The sequence below is a fragment of the Pseudomonas yamanorum genome (assembly GCF_013386765.1).
GTDB lineage: Bacteria > Pseudomonadota > Gammaproteobacteria > Pseudomonadales > Pseudomonadaceae > Aquipseudomonas > Aquipseudomonas yamanorum_A.
Genome location: NZ_JACARE010000019.1, coordinates 126,341 through 145,478 on the forward strand (window position 1 = coordinate 126,341; position 19,138 = coordinate 145,478).

20 protein-coding genes are annotated in these 19,138 nt (G+C 60.3%); 7 read left to right on the forward strand and 13 right to left on the reverse strand.

Annotation, left to right across the window (positions count from 1 at the left end):
- Positions 1-72: 72 nt before the first annotated feature.
- The gene (locus tag HX875_RS16750) at positions 73-2,679 is read right to left on the reverse strand and encodes an AAA family ATPase (protein WP_177043978.1); all 2,607 of its coding nucleotides are present in this window, start codon (positions 2,677-2,679) and stop codon (positions 73-75) included.
- A gap of 439 nt (positions 2,680-3,118) precedes the next feature.
- On the opposite strand from HX875_RS16750, the gene HX875_RS16755 reads away from it, so the two are divergent.
- On the forward strand, positions 3,119-4,063 hold the full coding sequence (locus HX875_RS16755; RefSeq protein WP_177043979.1) for an EamA family transporter: 945 nt from the start codon (positions 3,119-3,121) through the stop codon (positions 4,061-4,063).
- A 99-nt stretch (positions 4,064-4,162) separates the two neighbouring features.
- Here HX875_RS16755 and HX875_RS16760 read toward each other — a convergent pair whose 3' ends face one another.
- The 6 genes from HX875_RS16760 to HX875_RS16785 all read right to left on the reverse strand — a co-directional run bounded on the left by HX875_RS16760 (position 4,163) and on the right by HX875_RS16785 (position 7,891).
- A complete protein-coding gene (locus HX875_RS16760; protein ID WP_177043980.1) occupies positions 4,163-4,405 on the reverse strand; it encodes a hypothetical protein in 243 nt (80 codons plus the stop codon).
- A 12-nt stretch (positions 4,406-4,417) separates the two neighbouring features.
- A complete protein-coding gene (locus tag HX875_RS16765) occupies positions 4,418-4,897 on the reverse strand; it encodes a hypothetical protein (RefSeq protein ID WP_177043981.1) in 480 nt (159 codons plus the stop codon).
- A gap of 55 nt (positions 4,898-4,952) precedes the next feature.
- On the reverse strand, positions 4,953-5,453 hold the full coding sequence (locus HX875_RS16770; RefSeq protein WP_177043982.1) for a GNAT family N-acetyltransferase: 501 nt from the start codon (positions 5,451-5,453) through the stop codon (positions 4,953-4,955).
- A gap of 142 nt (positions 5,454-5,595) precedes the next feature.
- The gene (locus tag HX875_RS16775; protein WP_177043983.1) at positions 5,596-5,985 is read right to left on the reverse strand and encodes a hypothetical protein; all 390 of its coding nucleotides are present in this window, start codon (positions 5,983-5,985) and stop codon (positions 5,596-5,598) included.
- Entirely contained in the window at positions 5,982-7,394 is a 1,413-nt protein-coding gene (locus HX875_RS16780) for a PAAR domain-containing protein (protein WP_177043984.1), read from the reverse strand. Before HX875_RS16780 ends, HX875_RS16775 begins: the two co-directional genes overlap by 4 nt.
- On the reverse strand, positions 7,391-7,891 hold the full coding sequence (locus HX875_RS16785; RefSeq protein ID WP_177043985.1) for a hypothetical protein: 501 nt from the start codon (positions 7,889-7,891) through the stop codon (positions 7,391-7,393). Before HX875_RS16785 ends, HX875_RS16780 begins: the two co-directional genes overlap by 4 nt.
- 590 nt (positions 7,892-8,481) lie before the next feature.
- On the opposite strand from HX875_RS16785, the gene HX875_RS16790 reads away from it, so the two are divergent.
- From HX875_RS16790 to HX875_RS16800, 3 genes are all read left to right on the forward strand, one after another.
- On the forward strand, positions 8,482-9,819 hold the full coding sequence (locus HX875_RS16790; protein ID WP_177043986.1) for an MFS transporter: 1,338 nt from the start codon (positions 8,482-8,484) through the stop codon (positions 9,817-9,819).
- A gap of 220 nt (positions 9,820-10,039) precedes the next feature.
- On the forward strand, positions 10,040-10,492 hold the full coding sequence (locus HX875_RS16795; protein ID WP_177043987.1) for a thiol-disulfide oxidoreductase DCC family protein: 453 nt from the start codon (positions 10,040-10,042) through the stop codon (positions 10,490-10,492).
- Positions 10,489-10,863, forward strand: coding sequence for a DoxX-like family protein (locus HX875_RS16800; RefSeq protein ID WP_177043988.1), 375 nt, complete (start codon positions 10,489-10,491; stop codon positions 10,861-10,863). Before HX875_RS16795 ends, HX875_RS16800 begins: the two co-directional genes overlap by 4 nt.
- Before the next feature lie 15 nt (positions 10,864-10,878).
- Here the strand turns inward: HX875_RS16800 and HX875_RS16805 are convergent, their stop codons facing one another.
- From HX875_RS16805 to HX875_RS16820, 4 genes are all read right to left on the reverse strand, one after another.
- Positions 10,879-11,370, reverse strand: coding sequence for a DUF2269 family protein (locus HX875_RS16805; protein ID WP_177043989.1), 492 nt, complete (start codon positions 11,368-11,370; stop codon positions 10,879-10,881).
- Between the two features lie 3 nt (positions 11,371-11,373).
- Positions 11,374-12,501 carry a saccharopine dehydrogenase family protein gene (locus tag HX875_RS16810; RefSeq protein ID WP_177043990.1) on the reverse strand — a complete coding sequence of 376 codons (1,128 nt, stop codon included), beginning with the start codon at positions 12,499-12,501 and terminating at the stop codon, positions 11,374-11,376.
- A 72-nt stretch (positions 12,502-12,573) separates the two neighbouring features.
- Positions 12,574-13,074, reverse strand: coding sequence for a DUF2867 domain-containing protein (locus HX875_RS16815; RefSeq protein ID WP_177043991.1), 501 nt, complete (start codon positions 13,072-13,074; stop codon positions 12,574-12,576).
- Positions 13,075-13,265: 191 nt separating this feature from the next.
- Positions 13,266-14,486 (reverse strand): MFS transporter, encoded by a 1,221-nt coding sequence (locus HX875_RS16820; protein WP_177043992.1) that lies wholly within the window; start codon positions 14,484-14,486, stop codon positions 13,266-13,268.
- Positions 14,487-14,551: 65 nt separating this feature from the next.
- Between HX875_RS16820 and HX875_RS16825 the strand changes: the two genes are divergently transcribed.
- Positions 14,552-15,559 carry an AraC family transcriptional regulator gene (locus tag HX875_RS16825; RefSeq protein WP_177044048.1) on the forward strand — a complete coding sequence of 336 codons (1,008 nt, stop codon included), beginning with the start codon at positions 14,552-14,554 and terminating at the stop codon, positions 15,557-15,559.
- Between the two features lie 2 nt (positions 15,560-15,561).
- Here HX875_RS16825 and HX875_RS16830 read toward each other — a convergent pair whose 3' ends face one another.
- Both HX875_RS16830 and HX875_RS16835 read right to left on the reverse strand, forming a co-directional pair.
- Positions 15,562-16,671: a threonine aldolase family protein gene (locus HX875_RS16830; RefSeq protein ID WP_177043993.1), complete on the reverse strand. Its 1,110-nt coding sequence runs from the start codon at positions 16,669-16,671 to the stop codon at positions 15,562-15,564.
- A gap of 56 nt (positions 16,672-16,727) precedes the next feature.
- A complete protein-coding gene (locus HX875_RS16835; protein WP_177043994.1) occupies positions 16,728-17,654 on the reverse strand; it encodes a DMT family transporter in 927 nt (308 codons plus the stop codon).
- Positions 17,655-17,777: 123 nt separating this feature from the next.
- Here HX875_RS16835 and HX875_RS16840 point away from each other — a divergent pair, with 123 nt between their 5' ends.
- A complete protein-coding gene (locus HX875_RS16840) occupies positions 17,778-18,584 on the forward strand; it encodes an AraC family transcriptional regulator (RefSeq protein WP_177043995.1) in 807 nt (268 codons plus the stop codon).
- A gap of 73 nt (positions 18,585-18,657) precedes the next feature.
- Complete coding sequence (locus HX875_RS16845; protein WP_177043996.1) at positions 18,658-19,110, forward strand: MarR family winged helix-turn-helix transcriptional regulator; 453 nt, start codon at positions 18,658-18,660, stop codon at positions 19,108-19,110.
- Positions 19,111-19,138 lie beyond the last annotated feature (28 nt).

The following is a 19,138-nucleotide window of genomic DNA, read 5'->3' on the forward strand; positions in this document are numbered from 1 at the left end:
GGAAATTGGGGTAGGACCACCATTAATTTAAATGTGGTCTGCCCCTACTTTCCGGGTGTCTAGCAATGTGTGTCAGGTCACTCGTTTTGAATAGACCTCTATCCAGTCCGCAAGCGACCGCATATCGGTTTCGAGTTGAACAAGTTCGGGGGGGACTGCTGGGAGATCGTCCGCCTGAGAATGCTCATACACAGAGTATCGTGTCATCAAGTCGTCAATAAGATCACAATCTTCCTGAGTGATGTTGCTTAGCTGTCTCAGTAGCCCTTTGGTCATCACTTCTCTGCGGAATCGCAGCACCACGCTGTTCAGCATCACCACCTCAACAGTGCGCTCCACGATGATTCGGAAGTCACTGCAAACACTCTTGGCCATGAGGTCGTAGCTTTCAGCATCGCCCTCTGTCTGGTGCCTCTTGAGTCGGACTAGGCTCTCATTCAAGAGCCTGTTAATGGCCGGCTTTGGTTTCGAGTCTCGAGCACTTTGCCCGGCCAGAATGCCGGATGTTTTATCGAGACGCCGAAGCGTCTGAACGTCAAAGGTGATGTCCGGGGTATTTGGATGTTCCTTCACTTTCTTTACCGCCGACTCCAGAAGTGTCACCAGCGACAGCCTGTGGGTGAAGATGATGACCTGGCGGGTCTTCGCTAAATCTACGAGTCGTGCGACAACCCGCTCTTCAAAATCTTGATCGAGTGAGGAAATCGGGTCGTCGAAAATAAACGGCGCTACTTGATTTGAGCCAGTAATATCAGCTAGGAATGCAGCCAAGGCCACAATTCTTGTCTCACCCTCACTGAGAATTTGTTCTGGCGGGCGGGTTCCTTTCGCGCCAACGAGCGTCAGTCCGAATGTTGTCCTGCCTTTACCGACTGTTTTGCTTTGAGGGGCTACAGGCAACCTCGAACCACCTAGCAGCTTGAGTTCTGCGGCGAAGCGAGTTTGATATCCGGCCTCCACCTCGGATTTTGCCAGTTCGTTGTTCTTAATCGTAAGCGTGTTGGTTGCAGCAAGCCGGATGGCTTTCCCGTACTGGTCAACAGTCAACAACCTGTCACGTTCGGCCAGGACTGCTGGTTTGTTTTGCGAAAGCCACTGCAGGGCCTTCAGCTTTCGGAGTTGGGCCTCCATTTGCTGTCGTTTGCCGTCTTGAGAGAGCTCGGTCAGCGATTTTTCTTCGCTGCCTAACTGCTCGGTTACTTCTGCCAGTGCCTGATCCACCAGAGACCAGTCGAATAGGGCAACATTTTCGATTTGTTCAGCGGTCTCGAGATTGGAACGTCTTTTCACCAAGGTTTTATGTAAATCGATGGCCTGCTGTTGATCCAGTTTGATCAGGGCCATATGAGCTAACCAGTCCTGTTCTCTCGGCAATTGGGGTAAGGCAAGGACAAAACCCTTATGTTTTTCTTCTGCTTGTTTTGCGCCTAGCTCCAAACCTTCGGTGACAAACTGCTCAAAGTGGCTCAACCGATGACTAGCATCCTCATTGAGCTCTTGCTGGCAAAGCACACACCTTGCTTGCTCACCCACGACAGGAAATGGTTGACCAGGGTAAGCATGATTTTGAGAGAACAATCGAGCATGGGCCCATAACTGTTGCCATACCGCCTCACCGACTCCTTCGAGTGGAGTTTCGGAGAAGAGTTGTTGAGCAAATTTCTGAGCGGCTTGCCGCTTTCCCTTTGCATCAGCGTTGGCACTTACGATGGTCTGTGCTGTTTCGTTGGAGAGCTTGTCCTTGAGTTGGCTCATAGCTAGCCGAACTGTCGCAACCCCCTGCTTTTCTTTCGTGATTGAGGCCAGTCGCCCCGCCACGTCCTTCTGGGCAAGTGCACCTTCTGTGATAATCCGCTCAGCGTCGTGCTCTGGAGTGTAAGTACAGAATTTGTCGATAGCGGCCGTATTCGTTGCAGGCTTAATACTCGCAAGCCAATTACGTTCCTCAGTGACTTCCAATTCCGCTGGGAATTGGGGCAATACACTCAGCAATGAATTCTTTGATGCAGTGAGGTGCTGACTAACTTTGTCTGACACGGCGATCAACGACGCCACGAATTTCATTTGGCTGGGCTCGTAGCTGGCCTCGTTTTTTCCCATGTATTGGGTAGCCGTTCTGGAGTCAAATATCTGGGCGTGACGAAGTAAAGGATCTGCCCCCTGGGTAAGCGTCCATTCAATTGTTCCTTTCTTTTGTCCTGCTGAGACTTGGAAATTAGCCCTGCAGGCCTCAGGCTCTTCAATGAAGACGTTAGGGTGAATTTCGTCCTTTGACCTTGAGCCACACGCCTGTTTCAGGAGGCGTGCATACCCGCTTTTTCCTGAACCATTTTGACCGTAGAACACTGTGATGTTGCCTGGGCCAAGGGGTAATGCTGCGCCTGATTTGATCGCATTCAACCCGTGGACTTCTGAGATACCTTCTATGCGGATGGCAGGACGGCTGGCAGCAAGTGCCAACGAGCCTGGCGATACGGTGCCGAAGCCTGGGTCTTCCTCCTTCTTCGATTCGACCATGCAAAGCCGGGAAAGCTCTTTGATCTGGTCATCTGTTGGGGGCTTCTTGGTATCGATTAAATTCTTGGCAGCTGTCTGTAACCACCGGCTTCTTTCGCCGAGCCAAGTTTCAAAATCGTCGACAATGGGAGCGTCTAGCCCATTCAAGTCTGGTACAACCATTGAGATCTCTCCTTGAAAACACCGCGGACGACCGAGTATAGGCCAATAGTGGCAAATTGCTTTCGGTGCGGTTTGACCAGAAATCCGACCATCACGAATTATTCGACTTATCTCCATATTGTTGGGACATAAGGGATCTATTCCAAATCAATAAATCCCTCCCTTTCCGACCTGGTTGCCGACGAAACGCTGGGACTCTTCCGCCAAACAACTCATATGACCTCCTCCTAATGACGAGCTGAATCATAGCTATCCGTCCCGGGCCCCCCCTGCGAATTTCAGCGGAAGCAGCTTCGGAACGCACTCTTAGCCAACCACACCAAAACCACCTCTTGCCCCCTCCCACCAAACACGCTACAAATCCCACCACCAAGTTGTACGACAACATAAAAACAATCCCCCATCCCCGACGATGGCGCCAACTCCCCGAGCCCCCACCATGACTCCCCCTGCCCCCACCCAATTCCCCCGCCATATCGCCGTCCTGATCCTCCTCTGCATGGGCTGCGCCTTCGCCGGCAACCACATCGCCGCCCGCGTGGCCTTCGACGACGGCGCCGGCGTCCTCCTCGCCATCCTGATGCGCTCCGGCGGCACCCTGTTAGTGCTGGCGATACTGGTCCTATACCAACGCCAAAACCTGCGCCTCCCCCCAGGCGCCTGGCGCTGGCAAGTCCTGCTGGGCCTGCTCATCGCCACCCAAAGCCTCTGCCTCTACTCCGCCGTCGCCCGGGTGCCGGTGGCGCTGGCCTTGCTGGTCGCCAACGTGTTCCCCATCCTGCTGGCCCTGCTCACCTGGGCACTCGGCGGCCCACGCCCCACCGCGCGCACGGCCTTGCTGATGGGCCTGATTCTGGTGGGCCTGGTGTTCGTGCTGGACGTACCCGGGCGCCTCTCCGCCAGCACCACCCTCGGCCCGGAATGGCTGGTCGGCGTCTCCCTGGCCTTTTGCGCCGCGTTCGTGTTCGCTTGCGCGCTGTGGATCACCGACCACAAGTTGTCCCAGGTGCGCGGTTCGGTGCGCAGCCTGCTGACGATTTTCATTGTGTTCAGCAGCGTCAATCTCGCGGGCTTGAGCGGTGCGCTGGTGGATGGCCTGAACCTACCGGCCACCAGCACCGGTTGGCTGGCATTGGCGACGTTGGTGGTGCTGTATGGCACGGGGTTTATCGTGCTGTTCATTTCGGTGCCGCGCCTGGACATGCCGCGTAATGCGCCGGTGATGAACATTGAGCCGCTGGCGACGTTGTTGATGGGCTGGATCGTGCTCGATCAGATGCTCAGCGCCGGGCAGGTGGTGGGCGGGGTGATTGTGGTGACGGGGATTGTGCTGCTGACGTATCGCAAGGCTGCCGCGCCTCCCGTCAAGGCGCAGGTCGCGTAAGTCGAGAGGCGGAACGAAAAAGGGGACGGATCCATTTTCAAATGAATCCATCCCCTCTTACTGCGGGTTCAGGCCAAGGCCTGGAATGCCTGCATTCCTTCAACCCATCTGCTCAAACCGCCGCCGCTTCAGGAACAATCCTACCCCCACCGCAACGGCAAAGATCGACAGCAACCCCAGGTCGATCCCAAACAACCGGACCTGGCTCGCCGCAACGCAGCCAACCGCACCCACCGCCACCAGCAGCACCCCCAGCCACTTGCGAAGCAGGTACGACTTCACAAACCGGTCAATCAGAAAGAACAGCACTAGGGCCACGACCAACTGGGTAATTTCGGACATGTGTTTCTCCAGTCAGGTCTTGACGATCAGTGTCGTGGCGGTGCGTTGCGGGCCGATGCCGCCATTCACCTGCGCCTCGATGCTGACCAGTACGTCGCCTGCATGATAGGTGGGCAGGGTTTCATTCACATAGGTGCGCACACCGGCGCCGACCGGAACACCCGCGTATGGGGAGGCCACGTAAGAGGTGGCGCCGGCGAAGGCCGAGGCCGCAAGGTTGGCGATTTTGGTGCGTTGGGCGTTGAGCACGTCGCCCTGTTGCCGGGTCAGCGGCTTGGAGATGCCGATCATCATCAGGCATGGCAGGTTCTTGGCCAACATCTTGTCGTACACCTCGACGACCTTGCGGTTGACCTCGTAGTGGGCGCTTTTCGCCTCGCCAAAATGCAGTTCGCTGAGGCGTCCGCGCTCGCTGTCGGTGAGGGTGATCTGCGAGACGTTGAACACGATCCCGTGATTGCCCATGTATTGGAAGGTCTCTTCGAACTTCATCGCACGCATCCTTTCGAGCCAAAGGCGGGGATTGTCTAGAAGGCGCGCGCGGGATTCAAATCATTTCACCTGGCTGGCAAGATGTGTTGCCCGCCGTAAGGTGCTGACGGACATAATAATTGTCGAACTCAGTGCTTTCGACGAACTGGAAGCCATGGCGGGTGTAGAAACGGTTCGAAGCGCTTTCTTTGAGGGCTCCCACTTTGACAGGGAGTGCGACCGCGTCAGCCGCTTTGAAAATCTGAGCGAGCACAGCAGAGCCGATCCCCGAACCTTGCGCGCTCGGTCTCACGTAGAAGTGGTCGAGCACGAGCTCGGTGAGGTGGTGCTTGACTACTACAAAGCCAACCTTCTCTCCAGACACCTCGATGTGATGGGTGTTGTGGGCTTCAAAACCGCTAACAAACCGCTCGCGCGCCCGTACTGGATCAAATCGCCCGACGCGCTCCAAACTTTCGCGCATGGCTTCGATTCGGATGGCGACAAGATCGTCCAGGTCGCTTTGTTGAGCACGGACTAACGTCACCGGGGAGTGTTGATGGGGTTTGATCGGCATAGGTTGCGCTCTGCGTACCGTCCTGGGATGGCCAGTGTAGGTGGATTGGGGTGCGGTCACGCTCCACTATTTTCTATCGTGGTCTGGCCCCGTTTTTTCCTCTGCGCTAACACACCGAACTTCAGGGAGGGTCCTGCCAGAACTACCTAAACTCCAGCAGCATTGCCACCAGTACTACCCAGATTAACGAAGTGACGATCATCGCCGTAACGATTTTGAGGCGACGTTTCAGATAGGGTGGAAAACTCTCATGATCCATTGGGTCCAAGTCGCCGAGACGGATGTATGATTTGGGCATCAAAATCATCCCGGCGATTTTTGACATCTCCAACAAGGACCAAATCAAACCTCGTTTACCCAGGCTATCTCCCCAAATGTAAATGTAACGGCTGTTCTTCAAAGCCTCTTTTATGGCGCCCAGGTGACGATGGGTAAGGTACAGACTGAATGCAAGACCGGCGGCTGCAAGCAGAGTTGGAGCACCTATAAAAATGATCGCTGCCCAGGGAGACCAAGAGTCGATACCGGTCATGGTTGAATAGCCTCATAAACTTTCTCCCCCATATGTTCGCCAACCTTCTCGCCGACAGTTGTGCCCGCCCATGCGCCGGCCCCTACTATGGCTGCGACACAGACAACACCACCGATACCAGTAGAGGCGCCAAGCACCACGCAAACCGGCCCCCCAGCGATGCTACTTACCCACCCACTCGCAGCGCCAAAAATAGTGGACAAGCCGAACTTCCCACCTTCAGTAAACTTGATCTTCTCGCAAGCCGCCCCAGAATCCCCGCTACACACTTCCTGAATCGCCAACAACGAAGACACCCCACTAATACCAATCGCGATATACCCTCCCGCCTTCATATACTTCGCCGCCCGACTCGTCGCCTCCACATGCGTGGCATACCCCGGAATCTGCCCCGGCCCACCGGCCTTATCCCAATGGTGCACCAGGCTTCGGCTGGATATCCCGAGCGCAGTTTTGAGCTTGGGATGATCGCCCAAGCTCGTTTGGCCCCGCAAACGTGTGGAGTTAAGCAAATGTGCATTCAACTGGCCCATCAGTCGCTTACGATCAGCGAAAAATTGCGGCGATTTAAGATGCCCATGCTGACGATAGCTCTCCTGATGCAGACGCTCCATGCCCTGGAGCGTGTCCCGTAAATTGCTCAGATGCGTTTCCATCACCACCGCGCTGACGCCCAGCCAGGTGGCGGCGGAGGTGGACCCGATATAGCTGGCAATTTCAGCACCGTAGCGAAATCGAAAATCCGCCTCTTCCGGCGTCAAGCCATCCAAAGACGCCTTGACCTGCTGAGCAGCCTCCATCAACTGCGCTTCCTGATAAGTACAGGACGTGTTTTTTGGATCGCTCAGCACGATCATCGAGCCGGCTTTAACATCGTTCAGGTCAGGGTTGAGCACCCAAAACTTGCTCAGCACCGTCAAATCGCGTTCGGGGAAAAGTAGGGCTTCCAGTGCTTGGCGGGTCATGCTTTGGGGCGCGACATAGAAGCCAGGCTCCTGAAGCTCCACACTATTGAATACTGGCGGGGCTGAATTACCCGAAAACGCCGATTGACGCGGCGCTACGGAAGGGCTGGCTAGCGTTGAATGGGCAGCTTCCGCCGTTCGCCTGCCCACTTGCGGTGCAGCGCTTTCGTTCCGGTATCTGGCTGTTAACTCCGTGGGAATCAGCCGGGCGTTACAGGGGCAGTCACTGCGGCTGTCCAGCGTGCCCGCCACCAGCCTGCCGTGGCTTTCAATATGCGAAATGCCACCGACAATCCGATACGTTTTCCCGTCCACTCCACACGTAACCCGGTCACCGGCACAGGCATGAAGCAGGCCCAATATGTTGACTCGGGGATCACCATCCAGAACCTCCCCGCCGCAGGTGGTTTTATTGCCTTTACCGATGAAAAAACCTTCGCTCATTGATGTGTCTCCACGCGCTCGATAGCGGGCAGAAAATCCTCGGCCAGCAGCACGCCTTCACGGGCGATGAACACACAGCCACCTTGGGGCGTATTGATAATTTCGTCGCCATTGCTCAGACGACTGCCGACCAGCGCAAAATGGCTATTGCCTTCCCCCGCCCCGGTCACGATTTGGGCCTTGCTGCCATCGGCATATACGGCGTAATCGCCCTTCTGCGCCGCGCGCACTTGCTGGCCGTTATCCAACTTGAATTCCATGGGGGTAGTCGCTTGTTGAATCACACCGCCGTTACGGGTTTGGCTGCCCTCGGCTGCTACGCGGTAAATAGCAACTGGAGGGTGAGCTTTGATGTAAGCCTGCCGCTGATTAACGACCGCCAAGGCGTCTTCATGGAAGTCTGCAAGCTGTTGCTCGGTAAAGTGCGATTTGTCGAGGGTCTGGAGAAATTCTAGGGACACTTCATTGGTATATAGGCGAGGCGCTGCGTGTTCCATTGTGCTGTCCTTTTCTGGCGCCCAAGCAGGCGATTGCGCCTGAATGGCGCGCCAGAGATGCTGCTGGACCGCCCAAACCCTGACAACTGTCCGTTCGGCCAGGTTCTACAAAAAACGAATCGTCAGACGCGCCATCCGGAAAAACCTGTGGGAAAGTCATCTGTCGCCCCGTTTTCTAACGCAATTCTGTCGAATGCTTGGGTGCGTATGAGTTACCCGACGATGCGTCGGCTGGGGGCGCAGGGGTGCTCGCGGAGGCGGTGGATCAGTGACGAATTTGCTGACTGATACACCGCCTTCGCGGGCAAGCCCGCTCCCACATTTTTGACCGCGTTTCGGCAGCTTTCAGTTCGGCCGGATGAAGTGACCAGTGCAGCCGGCGGGGTCTGGAAGGCGCGCGCCGGGTTTAAATCATTTCACCCCTGGCCAGGTACGCCGAGGCTGTTCGTCCCCAGGACTTGGCCCAATTCCTGCCTCCCCTACCCCATCAAGTCGTTACTGACTACGCGGACGACTCTTTTGAGCCCCGCCGCCCAACCTCCTTCCCCCGATAATCAAGCATCCCCCTACCACCGCCGAGGCCTTCCCCCATGACGAGCCCATCCACCGAACAGGTCAGCCCCCAAACCCTGCGAAGAGTGATCATCGCCGCCGGCATCGGTAACTTCGTGGAGTGGTTCGACTTTGCCGTCTACGGCTTTCTGGCCACCACCATCGCCCAGCAATTCTTCCCCAGCGGCGACGCCAGCGCGGCGCTGCTGAAGACCTTCGCGGTGTTTGCCGTGGCCTTTGCCTTCCGGCCCCTGGGCGGGATTTTCTTCGGCATGCTCGGCGACCGCATCGGGCGCAAACGCACGCTGGCCATGACAATTTTGCTGATGGCCGGCGCCACCACGCTGATCGGCCTGCTGCCCACCTACGCCGCCATCGGCGTAGCGGCGCCGATTCTGTTGTCGCTGATCCGCTGCGCCCAGGGCTTCTCCGCCGGCGGCGAATATGCCGGGGCCTGTGCCTATCTGATGGAGCATGCGCCGAGTGACAAGCGCGCGTGGTACGGCAGCTTTGTGCCGGTGTCTACGTTTTCTGCATTCGCGGCGGCGGCCGTGGTGGCGTATGCGCTGGAAGCTTCGTTGTCCACCGAGGCGATGGGCAGTTGGGGCTGGCGCTTGCCGTTCCTGATCGCTGCGCCGCTGGGGCTGGTGGGGCTTTACCTGCGCTGGAAGCTGGATGAGACGCCGGCGTTCCAGGCGGTGAAGCAAGAGCATGCGGTCGCTCACTCGCCGCTCAAGGAAACCCTGCGCAACCATGGTGCGGCGATCTGCTGCCTGGGCGCTTTTGTGTCGCTCACGGCGCTGTCGTTTTATATGTTCACCACCTACTTCGCGACGTATCTGCAGGTGGCGGGTGGGCTGAGCCGGGCGATGGCGTTGCTGGTGTCGCTGATCGCGCTGATTTTTGCGGCGGCGATCTGCCCGCTGGCGGGGTTGTATTCGGATCGGGTGGGGCGTCGGGTTACGGTGATGACGGCGTGTGTGTTGTTGATGGTGGTGGTGTATCCGTCGTTCCTGATGGCCAGTTCCGGCTCGTTCGCGGCGTCGGTGGTCGGGGTGATATTGTTGGCGGTGGGCGCGGTGTTGTGCGGGGTGGTGACGGCGGCGTTGCTGTCGGAGACCTTTCCGACTCGCACGCGCTATACCGCTTCGGCGATTACTTACAACATGGCTTATACGATCTTCGGGGGTACGGCACCGTTGATGGCGACGTGGTTGATCAGTACCACGGGCAGCAACCTGTCACCGGCGTTTTACCTGATTGCCGTGGCGGTGCTGGCGTTGGCGGGTGGGTTGGCGTTGCCGGAGACGTCGCGGATTTCGCTGCATGACGTGGGCTCGGAGGAAAAAGGCGCGGCGGCGGTGTTGTCGCGTTAAGCGAACACAATCCCCACTACAACAAAGATCCAATGTGGGAGCTGGCTTGCCTGCGATGCACACACCTCGGTGTATCAGTTACACCGAGTTGATGCTATCGCAGGCAAGCCAGCTCCCACATTGAACTCTCGTGGTTTATGAGATCTCCATTCCTCGGCTGAGCAGTGTGAGTAAACGCGGGTATGATCCAGGCTGACCCGGCCCGATTGGACCCACCCTCATGCCCGCCTCTCAAACCCGCCCTACTCCCGCGCCACTCCTCAAGCCCGATGAAACCGTGGTGTTGTTCGACGGTGTGTGCAAGCTGTGCAACGGCTGGGCAAGGTTCCTGATTCGCCATGACCGCGACCACCGCGTGCGGTTGGCGGCGGTGCAGTCGCCCGAAGGTCAGGCGCTATTGGCCTGGGCCGGGCTGCCGCTGGATCAGTTCGACACCCTCTTGGTGATCCGCGACCGGCACTATTGGGAGCGTTCGGAGGCGGTGTTCGAAATCATCGCGCAACTGCCGGCGCGCTGGCGCCCATTGCTGGTGCTGCGCGCCATCCCGCGTGTCCTTCGGGACTGGGCGTACGACCGCATCGCGCGCAATCGCTATCGGCTCTTCGGAAAGTACGACACCTGCCTGTTGCCGGATCCCGATCATGAACAGCGCTTTTTGAAGGCCCAGCCATGAACGCCCTGGTGCGCATCAACTGGATCGCCCGGGGCGGCCTGGCGTTCATGTTTGCCTACCATGGGCTGGTGCCGAAGCTGCTATGGCTGAGCCAGGGCGAGCGGGCGATGATCCAGGCGCACGGGATCGAGCAGGTGCAGCTGTTCGCCACGCTGGCAGGTGCTGGGGAGATGGTGTTGGCGTTATGGATACTGCTTTCACCGCGCAGCGCCTGGCCGATTGCGGTGGCTGCGATTGCGCTGGCGGGGCTGCTGGTGGATGTGGCGGTGTTCAGCCCGGGGATGCTCAGGGAGGCGTTTAATCCGGTGTCGCTGAATGTGGCGGGGTTGGCGTTGTGTGGGGTGGCGTGGAATACCAGGGCTGGAACGTAATCTTATCCAGCCCTTCTATACCAGCAGCCCAACCAACTGCCACGGCGTCATCTTCGTCACCATGATCATCACGATCACAAACATCCCCAAGAACCCGAAAACACCCATCCAGAACCATTTGCGGTAAACACCGGCGTATCCATCATCAAGCGCCCTGCCCGTCTCAACCGCACTCAACGCCATCTGCTGCAAACGCTTCTGCAACACCAGCACCGGCAGCCACAGCGCCCCCACGCACAGGAAGATGATCAGCGAGGTCAGCACCCATTCCGTGGTCAATGGCAGCCCGGCAAGCCTGATCAACAGGAAGCCCGTGATGATCTGGATAAAACCCGCCGGCGTGGTAATCCAGGTATCGAACCGCACCACCATCCGCGCCACATGGGCGATCACCTGCGGGTTGGCCGTACGGCTCGCGGCGATCAGGTACAGGTACGAGCCCATGCCGAAACCGAACAGAAAAATCGCCGCGAGGATGTGAATGTACTTCAGGCCCAGATAGAGCATGGGTCAGCCCTGCCCGTCGGAGAACTGCACGCTCAGGCTAAGGTTCGCCGGGTCGTTGATGGCGCCCATGTATTCGTCGACGGTGATTTCACCCACGCATGGCCGCGCGCCGGGTTCTGGCACGTAGCCTTGGGCAATTTTGATGGCGAGGGCCACGGCGGCGCAGCTGGGGATTTCCGGGCCTTTGTCATTCAGGGCCGTGAGTTGCACCGCCAGGGACAGCGGTTGCCCGTCTGTGCCGAGGCCGTGTACGTCGATGTACATCGCGCTTTTGCCATCGCCGAAGCGCTCGAACCAGGTGCCCAGCCGGTGCAACCGTGCGGCCCAGGCGACGTGGTCGCGTACGATTCCCATGCGCAGCGCCTGGGCCAGCAGGCCGTTGGCGACACCGCCCAGCTTGAGCCCCGCGCCGGCCTTGAAGCTCAGGGTGTGGGCACCGTAGCGGCTGGCGAAAATGCCCATGTCGGGCACGTCCACGTTAGCCAGGACTCGTGTGCCAAGCTGGGGCATCTTGCGCAGCGTCAGGTCCTGCCAGCCCAGCACTTCATGCACCTGGCCATTGCGCAGTTGCTTGATCGGTTTGCCCGCGTAGGCCAGCACGCCTTCGACGGTCGAGAGGCCCGGCATCTTGGCGGAAGAGGAAATTCCATGCGCGATCGAGTCGATGCGCGTGAAGCGATAGCGGTACTGGTCGATGATCGCAGACGACAGCGTCGGTACCGAGCTGCAGCCACTGAGAATAGCCACGCCCGCCAGTTTGGCCTGTGCATCCAGCACGCCCACACCGTTGACGAAGGTGCGGCAGTCGGACAGGTCGCAGTAGTTCACGCCTGCGTCGATGCAGCTCTGGGCGACGGCATAGGATTGCCCCTGGAACGGGCCGCCGGTGTGGATCACCAGCTGGATGTTCATCGACGGCAAAACAGCGGCGAACCCGGCGCCCATGGCATCGCCGCACCAGCCTTCGCAGCCTGCGGGCGAGTGGTTTTTCAACTCATCGACTTTGCGCTGCAACTTGTGTGGGTCGCGGCCCGAGACCACCAGTTCGATGCCCGGCGCCAGCGCCAAGTGCCGGCACACGATGCTGCCGAAGTTGCCGTAGCCACCGACCACCATCACCCTGAGTGTCATTCCATTCTTCCCTAAACAATCGATCATGCGCCGAGTCTGAAGCAGACTGGCGCCATAGGCGGCTGAATGCCCCTACCCGCCAGGCGTTGCGGCCCGGTCTTCCAGCTTTCGCCTCAGCCGCTTCAGGTGATGATTGACGATCAGCTTGTGCGCCGGCCCGACCGGCAGCATGTAGAGGCGCCCGTAGGTGTTATGGGTGACAACCGATGCGGTGATCGTCAGCACGCGCTCGGCGATCGCAAGACAGATCATCACGTCCAGGTGTCGGTCACGCTCGGTCAGCACCAACATGTCGCGGGCACAGTGCTCCACCAGGAAGAAGTCCAGCCGGTCACCCACCTGCACCGTCTCGCGCCGGGTGCCGGAGAACCCGCCGATGCGCTTCACGCCAAACATCGAGGAAATCCCGTCCCTGATTCGGAACGCCTGGCGCAAGAACGGCCCCGGTTCGCCGGTCATGATGTTCCAGGCCTCCAGCGCGGTGATGTCAGCTGGCAGCGGTACCGACCGGGTGTCGTAGTAATCAAGTTCGGACGGTGCGCGCAGCGTGTGAACAACATGGGTAATCGCCAATAGTCTCTTCCCTGTTCGCTCGGCTAGAGCGGTTGGCCTGCATCAATACGATTCCCGTCCAGGTCTTCGAACACAGGTGAAATCGGCGGCAGGACGGCGCCGGCGAGGCAGAGGTTATTTTGCGTGAAGGCTGAAGTAAAGAGAGGAAAGGCTTGCCGTGTTTCGGGAGTGGCTTTCCTCTCTAACGTTTTTCAAAGGTGGAACGCCGCCCCCGTCTCCGCGCCCTGTGGAGATGCCTCAACCTTCACCTTCAACGCAATCAACAACGCCGCCAGCAACATCAACACTCCCGCCGCTACAAACACACCGTCGATCCCCCTGAAACTGAACATCGCGCCCCCCGCCGCCGCCCCGGCGGCAATCGCCGACTGCACTGACGCCACCACCATGCCGCCGGCGCTTTCGGCCTGATCGGGCACCGCCCGCGCCACCCAGTTCGACCAGGCCACCGGCACCCCGCCAAACGCCAGGCCCCAGAGCATCAACAGCCACACCTGGCCCGTCACGCTAGCGGGCAACAGCGCCAGGGCGAGCGCCGCAACGCCCACCAGCGCGGGCATCAGCACCAGGGTGCCGCGCGGCAATCGGACCAACAGCCATCCCGCCAGCAGCGTGCCGGCGAAGTTCGCCACGCCGAAGCCCAGCAGCATCAGCGCCAGCCCTTCGGCGCCGACACCGGTGGTGCTTTCCAGGAACGGCCGGATATAGGTGAACAGCGCAAAGTGCCCGGTGTGCACCAGCACGCATCCCAACATGCCCACGGCGATGCCCGGGCGCAGCAGTACGTCGAGCACCGTTCTCAAGCGCGCAGTCCTGCGGGGTGCGAGCGACGGCAATGTGAACAGCTGGAAAACCAGGGTCACGCCGCCCACGGCAGCAGCGGCCAGGAACGCGCTGCGCCATCCATAAAGACCGCCCAAAAAGCTGCCCAGCGGCACTGCCACGACAGTGCCCACCGCGATCCCGCTGAAGATGATCGACAGCGCACGCGGCAGCAGCGCCGCCGGGACCAGCCGCATCGCCACCGCCGCCGCCATGCTCCAGAAGCCGCCCAGAGCGATGCCCAGCAGGACGCGCATCAGCAGCAACACCGCCAGGCTCGACGAGACCGCCACCAGCAGGTTGGAACAGATCATCAGCGCGCTGAAACCCAGCAGCACCACACGCCGGTCGATCCCGCGGGTCAGGCCCGGCACCAGCAGCCCGGCGAACAACGCCACCACCGCCGTGACCGTCACCGCCTGCCCGGCCAAGGCTTCCGACACGCCGAGTTCGGCCGCCATCGGCGTCAGCAGGCTGGCCGGCAGGTACTCCGCCGTCAGCAAGCCGAACACGCCCATCGCCAACGAAAACACCGCCATCCAGGCGGGTGTCGCCGGTACGGCATCCGCATCACACACTCTGTTGCTCATCACCAGACATCCTCCAAACGTTATCGAGGCCGGAAGTCTAGGTGCGACGATCAGGATGATCTATGATGCGGAATCTTGAATCCTTTACCGAAACCCCGGAAATGATGCCTACCGATCCGTTCGACGCGTCCTCTGACCTTATCAACGAGTTGCTGCGCGGCATGCGCCTGAGTGGCGTCGAGTACCGCCGCATCCAGGCCGGGCCGGCATTTGGCTTGGGCTTTGCGGCCAGGCCCGGGCACGCCTACTTCCACCTTGTCGCCGCTGGCTGCGTCACCCTGCGTACCGAGGACGGCACCCTGTACGAGCTGACGCCGGGCAACGCGGTGTTCATCTCCCATGGGGGCGCCCACCAGTTGCTCTCCAGCCCGGAGGTGCCGGTGCAGGACATCGCCAGCTTCGACGCCGCGTCTCTCGGTGATGCGGTGTGCGCCGTGGATGCCCGGGCCGATGTGGGCGTGGCGCAAAGCGCCCTGCTCTTCAGCGGTTGCATGGAGTTTGAGCTGGGCAGTTTGCACGGCCTTGGCCGCCTGATGCCGGACCTGATGCTGATCGACGCCAAGGGCCAACGCTATCCGGGGCTGATGCCGATCCTGGCCGCCATGGAGCGTGAAGTCAGCAGCGCCCGCATCGGCTTCGCCGGCATTCTTGCGCGGCTGGCGGACGTGGTGGCGGCGATGGTGGTTCGGGGCTGGGTTGAATGCGCCTGCGGAAATGCCTCGGGCCTGGTGGCCGCGCTGCGCGACCCGCGCCTGGCCAAGGCCTTGCTGGCGTTGCACCAACAGCCTGGGCGCGATTGGACGGTGGAGGAACTGGCAGCGCAGTGTCATACCTCGCGCTCGGTGTTCGCCCAGCACTTTCAAACCACGCTCGGCATACCGCCGCTGCGCTATGCCACCGAACTGCGGATGCGCCTGGCCAGCCAGTGGCTGACGCTGGAGCGGTTGCCGATCGAAACCGTGGCGCAGCGCCTTGGCTATAACTCCCAGGCGGCGTTCAGCCGGGCGTTCAAGCGAGTTACCGGGCAGCCGCCAGGGGCCAGCCGGCGACCGGCCAGCCCCGCGCCGGCTTGATGTCAGACGGCTTGAGCCGCTAGCCGCATCAAGTCCGTGAACAGTTGCACAACCCGCTCATCCTCCACGCCCAACAACCGGTCACCGACATAACACTCGGTCTTGCACCACCCCGGCACGTCTGTGGGTTCCAGGTTTGTGAACAGCCAACACCCGTGCTCTCTGGCAATCTCGTCGCGGGCGTTGAGCAGTGCCGCCCGGTCTGCGTCGAAAAACAGGTGGAGCATGTTCACCTGAGGCGTGCGCGGCAGAAGGCGAATACCGGGAATCGCCTGCAGGCAGGTCGCCAGGCTCAGGGTGCGTTGATAGCAGGCCTCCAGCATCCCCAGGCGCTGATCAAAGCGCATGGCCGCCGAGACCACCATTGGGCTCTGCTTGATCAAGGTGCCGCCCATCCGTTGGCGCCACAGGCGTGCCTGTTGGATAAAGTCGGTATCGCCCGCCAGCAGCGAGCCGGCGATGCCACCGAGGCCTTTGTAGGCCGAGACGTACACGGAGGAGAAACCTTCAACGATTTCGGCGTAGGAGCGCTGGTAGAAGGCCCGGGTTTCCCACAGGCGAGCCCCGTCCATATGCAGCGGTGTACCCGAGGCCGCAGCGGTAGCTTTCAAGGCCTCCAATTCGTCCCATTCGGGCAACTGCCCGCCGATCTCGCGGGCCGGTAGCTCCACCACCAGGCAGCTCAGTGGCTCGGCCACCGCTGCCAGGTCGTCGGCAACGATCGGTCGCAAGCGGTGGCCCACGATCACCCCATGCAAGTGCAGCAAGGCCTGAAACGCCTGCTCTTCGTGCAGCTGCAAATGAGACGAGGCATGGATCCCGAAACGCGGCAGCCGGCGTCGTTCGCTCCAGAGGTTGACCGCAATCAGTTGCGCCATCACCCCGCTGGGCATGAATACCGCAGCGGGCTTGCCCAGCAGTTCGGCGACCTTGGCTTCAAAGCCTTCGATCAGCGCCCCGCCGCCATAATGGTCATGGGACACATGGTTGGCCTGGGCCCAATCCGCCATTTCCTGGAACCACTGGGCAGGCGTGGGCTCTGCAAACCCGCTGATCTCGGCCGTGCAGGCCGACTTGAGTTGGCGGCGTTCTTCATCAGTGTTTGGTATCACGGTAGAGCGCCTGTGCAGGAGAAAGTAGGTTCAGGAATATCCGGCCCGTGAACGTATCAGTCCTTGACGAGCCTGGCCATGCGCAACCTGAAAAGATCATGCCCACTCACCACCACAATCCCCACCAGCACCAACACCGAGCCCACAATGAACGACGACTGCAAGGTCTCGTCCAGCAACCAGACCCCAAACACCACGCCAAACAACGGCGTCATGAACGACAGCACACCGAGGCGCGAGCCCAGGTAACGCCCCAGCATCCAGAACCACACCAGCAGGCTCAGGAACGAGAACACCACCGTCTGGAACGCCAGGCTCGCTACGGTGATGGCCGAAAAATGCACCCCGGTTTGCCCGGTGGCCCACGCCAATGCAGCCAGGATCACAAACGCCCCGGCGAGCTGATAGAACAAGGTCAGTGGCGCCGGTGCCTCGGCCAGCCGCGAGCAGCGAATGGTGACCGTGGTCGCGCCCCACGCCGCAGCGCCCAGCAAGCCCAGCGCATCGCCCAGGCGTTGATCGGCCATCGAGGCACTGCTTTCACCGGGTGCAAAAAACGCGACGATCACGCCCGCAAACGCCAGTAATATTCCGCCCCACTGCACTGCCGTCAGGCGTTCACTGGGGAATCGGACGTGCAAACCGATGGCCGCAAAGATCGGCGCCGTGTACAGAAAAATCACCATGTGCGCGGCCGACGTATAACGCAGCCCCTCGCCGACGGCCACGTACTCCAGGGCAAACAGCGCGCCCACCAGCAGCCCGCCGCGCCAGGTGTCGAGGTTCAAGGTCATCCTGTTTCGGCGCAGGATCAGGATCAGGCCCACCAGCACCGCCGCAATGCCGGAGCGCAGGGCGATCTGGAAGATTGGCGCAATATCCGGCGCGGCGACCTTGATCGCCACTTGCTGAAGCCCCCAGATGGCGCACATCACCGTCATGGTGACCGCTGCGGGCCCATCAATCGGCTGACGCTTATCCACGACACTCTCCCACACACGTTTGTATGAGCGGAGTCTGCGATCTGCGGAACCGCTGGATATAGCGCCAAAACGACAAGCGATAGCGCACAATAGCCATTCGACCAGCCTCGTTGCGTGATCCTCATGAACAAGCCATTTGCCCACCGGGTCGTTGCGCCTTTCACTGATGAGCTGCCGGCACCGCTGTACTTTCGCGCCGCGCAGATGCAGGCCTTGACCACCTACCCGTGGCACCGGCACCCGTGGGGCGAATTTGTGTATTCGTTCAGCGGCGTGATGGAGATCAAGCTGGCCGACGAGCACTTCATCGTGCCGCCGCAATTTGGCCTGTGGCTGCCGCCCGAGGCCGAGCACCTGGCGCTCAATCGCCAGGAGGCTTATCACTCTTCGCTGTATATCGCGCAGCCCTTGTGCGAGCACTTGCCGGACACCGCGTGTGCGTTGACGATCACCCCGTTGATCCGCGCCCTGCTCGACGACCTGCGGGCCTCACCGCCCGCGCCGCTACAAACCGAGGAAGACAGCCGCCTGCTCTACGTGCTGCTGGACAAGCTGAATCAAACGTCGCGGGTCGGCTCCTACCTGCCCGGCTCCAATGACCCTGTGTTGTCGCCCATTCTGGAAGCCCTGGAACAGAACCCGGCAGACGCCCGTTCCCTGGCCGACTGGGCGCGCCTGGTCAACGCCACCGAACGCACGCTGCTGCGACGCTGCCAGCGTGACCTGGGGATGTCGCTGAACCACTGGAAACAACGGCTCAAGGTGATGCACTCGCTGAGCCTGTTGCGAAGTGGCGCCACCGTCGAGACCATCGCGCTTGACCTGGGCTACAGCAGTTCTTCGGCCTTTATCAGCATGTTCCGCAAGCTCACGGGCGAGACACCCGATGAGTATCGCAAGGCAAAATTAGGCTCAGTCAGGGACGGTTGATGCGGGGTTTTCTGACAAAAATTTCATACAGCTAAACTGTACAGTTTTCCTGCACGCATGCTAATGTCCGGGCATGAACGCATCTACCAACACTTCAGAAACCCAATCCGCCGCGGCCCTGGCCGCCGAGCTGCGCATCTCCCTGGGCAAGCTGATACGCCGGCTGCGGGAACAAACCCATCCGAATGATTTCACCTCGGCCCAGAAGTCGGTGCTGCTGCGCCTGGACCGTGACGGGCCCAGCACCGTCTCGGCCCTGGCCCGGGCCGAGAGCGTGCGCCCGCAGTCCATGCGCATCACCGTGGCCGGGCTTGAAACGATGAAAGCGATCAGGGGCAAACCCGACCCCAGCGACGGCCGACAAACCCTGATCGACCTGACACCCGCCTTTCGCAAACACCTCATCGCCAGCCGGGCAGCCAAGGACGATTGGCTGCTGCGGGCGCTGCAAGAGCAACTGTCTGCCGAAGAACAGGCCGAACTTGCGGCGGCAGTAAAGCTGCTGGAGCGCCTCGCCGACTTTTGAACCACCCCTTCCCGTTTGAGGACATCCC

Coding starts and splice junctions, on each gene's coding strand:
- HX875_RS16750 (WP_177043978.1), bottom strand. CDS start 2,679: ATGGTTGTACCAGACTTGAATGGGCTAGACGCTCCCATTGTCGACGAT.
- HX875_RS16755 (WP_177043979.1), top strand. CDS start 3,119: ATGACTCCCCCTGCCCCCACCCAATTCCCCCGCCATATCGCCGTCCTG.
- HX875_RS16760 (WP_177043980.1), bottom strand. CDS start 4,405: ATGTCCGAAATTACCCAGTTGGTCGTGGCCCTAGTGCTGTTCTTTCTG.
- HX875_RS16765 (WP_177043981.1), bottom strand. CDS start 4,897: ATGAAGTTCGAAGAGACCTTCCAATACATGGGCAATCACGGGATCGTG.
- HX875_RS16770 (WP_177043982.1), bottom strand. CDS start 5,453: ATGCCGATCAAACCCCATCAACACTCCCCGGTGACGTTAGTCCGTGCT.
- HX875_RS16775 (WP_177043983.1), bottom strand. CDS start 5,985: ATGACCGGTATCGACTCTTGGTCTCCCTGGGCAGCGATCATTTTTATA.
- HX875_RS16780 (WP_177043984.1), bottom strand. CDS start 7,394: ATGAGCGAAGGTTTTTTCATCGGTAAAGGCAATAAAACCACCTGCGGC.
- HX875_RS16785 (WP_177043985.1), bottom strand. CDS start 7,891: ATGGAACACGCAGCGCCTCGCCTATATACCAATGAAGTGTCCCTAGAA.
- HX875_RS16790 (WP_177043986.1), top strand. CDS start 8,482: ATGACGAGCCCATCCACCGAACAGGTCAGCCCCCAAACCCTGCGAAGA.
- HX875_RS16795 (WP_177043987.1), top strand. CDS start 10,040: ATGCCCGCCTCTCAAACCCGCCCTACTCCCGCGCCACTCCTCAAGCCC.
- HX875_RS16800 (WP_177043988.1), top strand. CDS start 10,489: ATGAACGCCCTGGTGCGCATCAACTGGATCGCCCGGGGCGGCCTGGCG.
- HX875_RS16805 (WP_177043989.1), bottom strand. CDS start 11,370: ATGCTCTATCTGGGCCTGAAGTACATTCACATCCTCGCGGCGATTTTT.
- HX875_RS16810 (WP_177043990.1), bottom strand. CDS start 12,501: ATGACACTCAGGGTGATGGTGGTCGGTGGCTACGGCAACTTCGGCAGC.
- HX875_RS16820 (WP_177043992.1), bottom strand. CDS start 14,486: ATGAGCAACAGAGTGTGTGATGCGGATGCCGTACCGGCGACACCCGCC.
- HX875_RS16825 (WP_177044048.1), top strand. CDS start 14,552: ATGCGGAATCTTGAATCCTTTACCGAAACCCCGGAAATGATGCCTACC.
- HX875_RS16840 (WP_177043995.1), top strand. CDS start 17,778: ATGAACAAGCCATTTGCCCACCGGGTCGTTGCGCCTTTCACTGATGAG.
- HX875_RS16845 (WP_177043996.1), top strand. CDS start 18,658: ATGAACGCATCTACCAACACTTCAGAAACCCAATCCGCCGCGGCCCTG.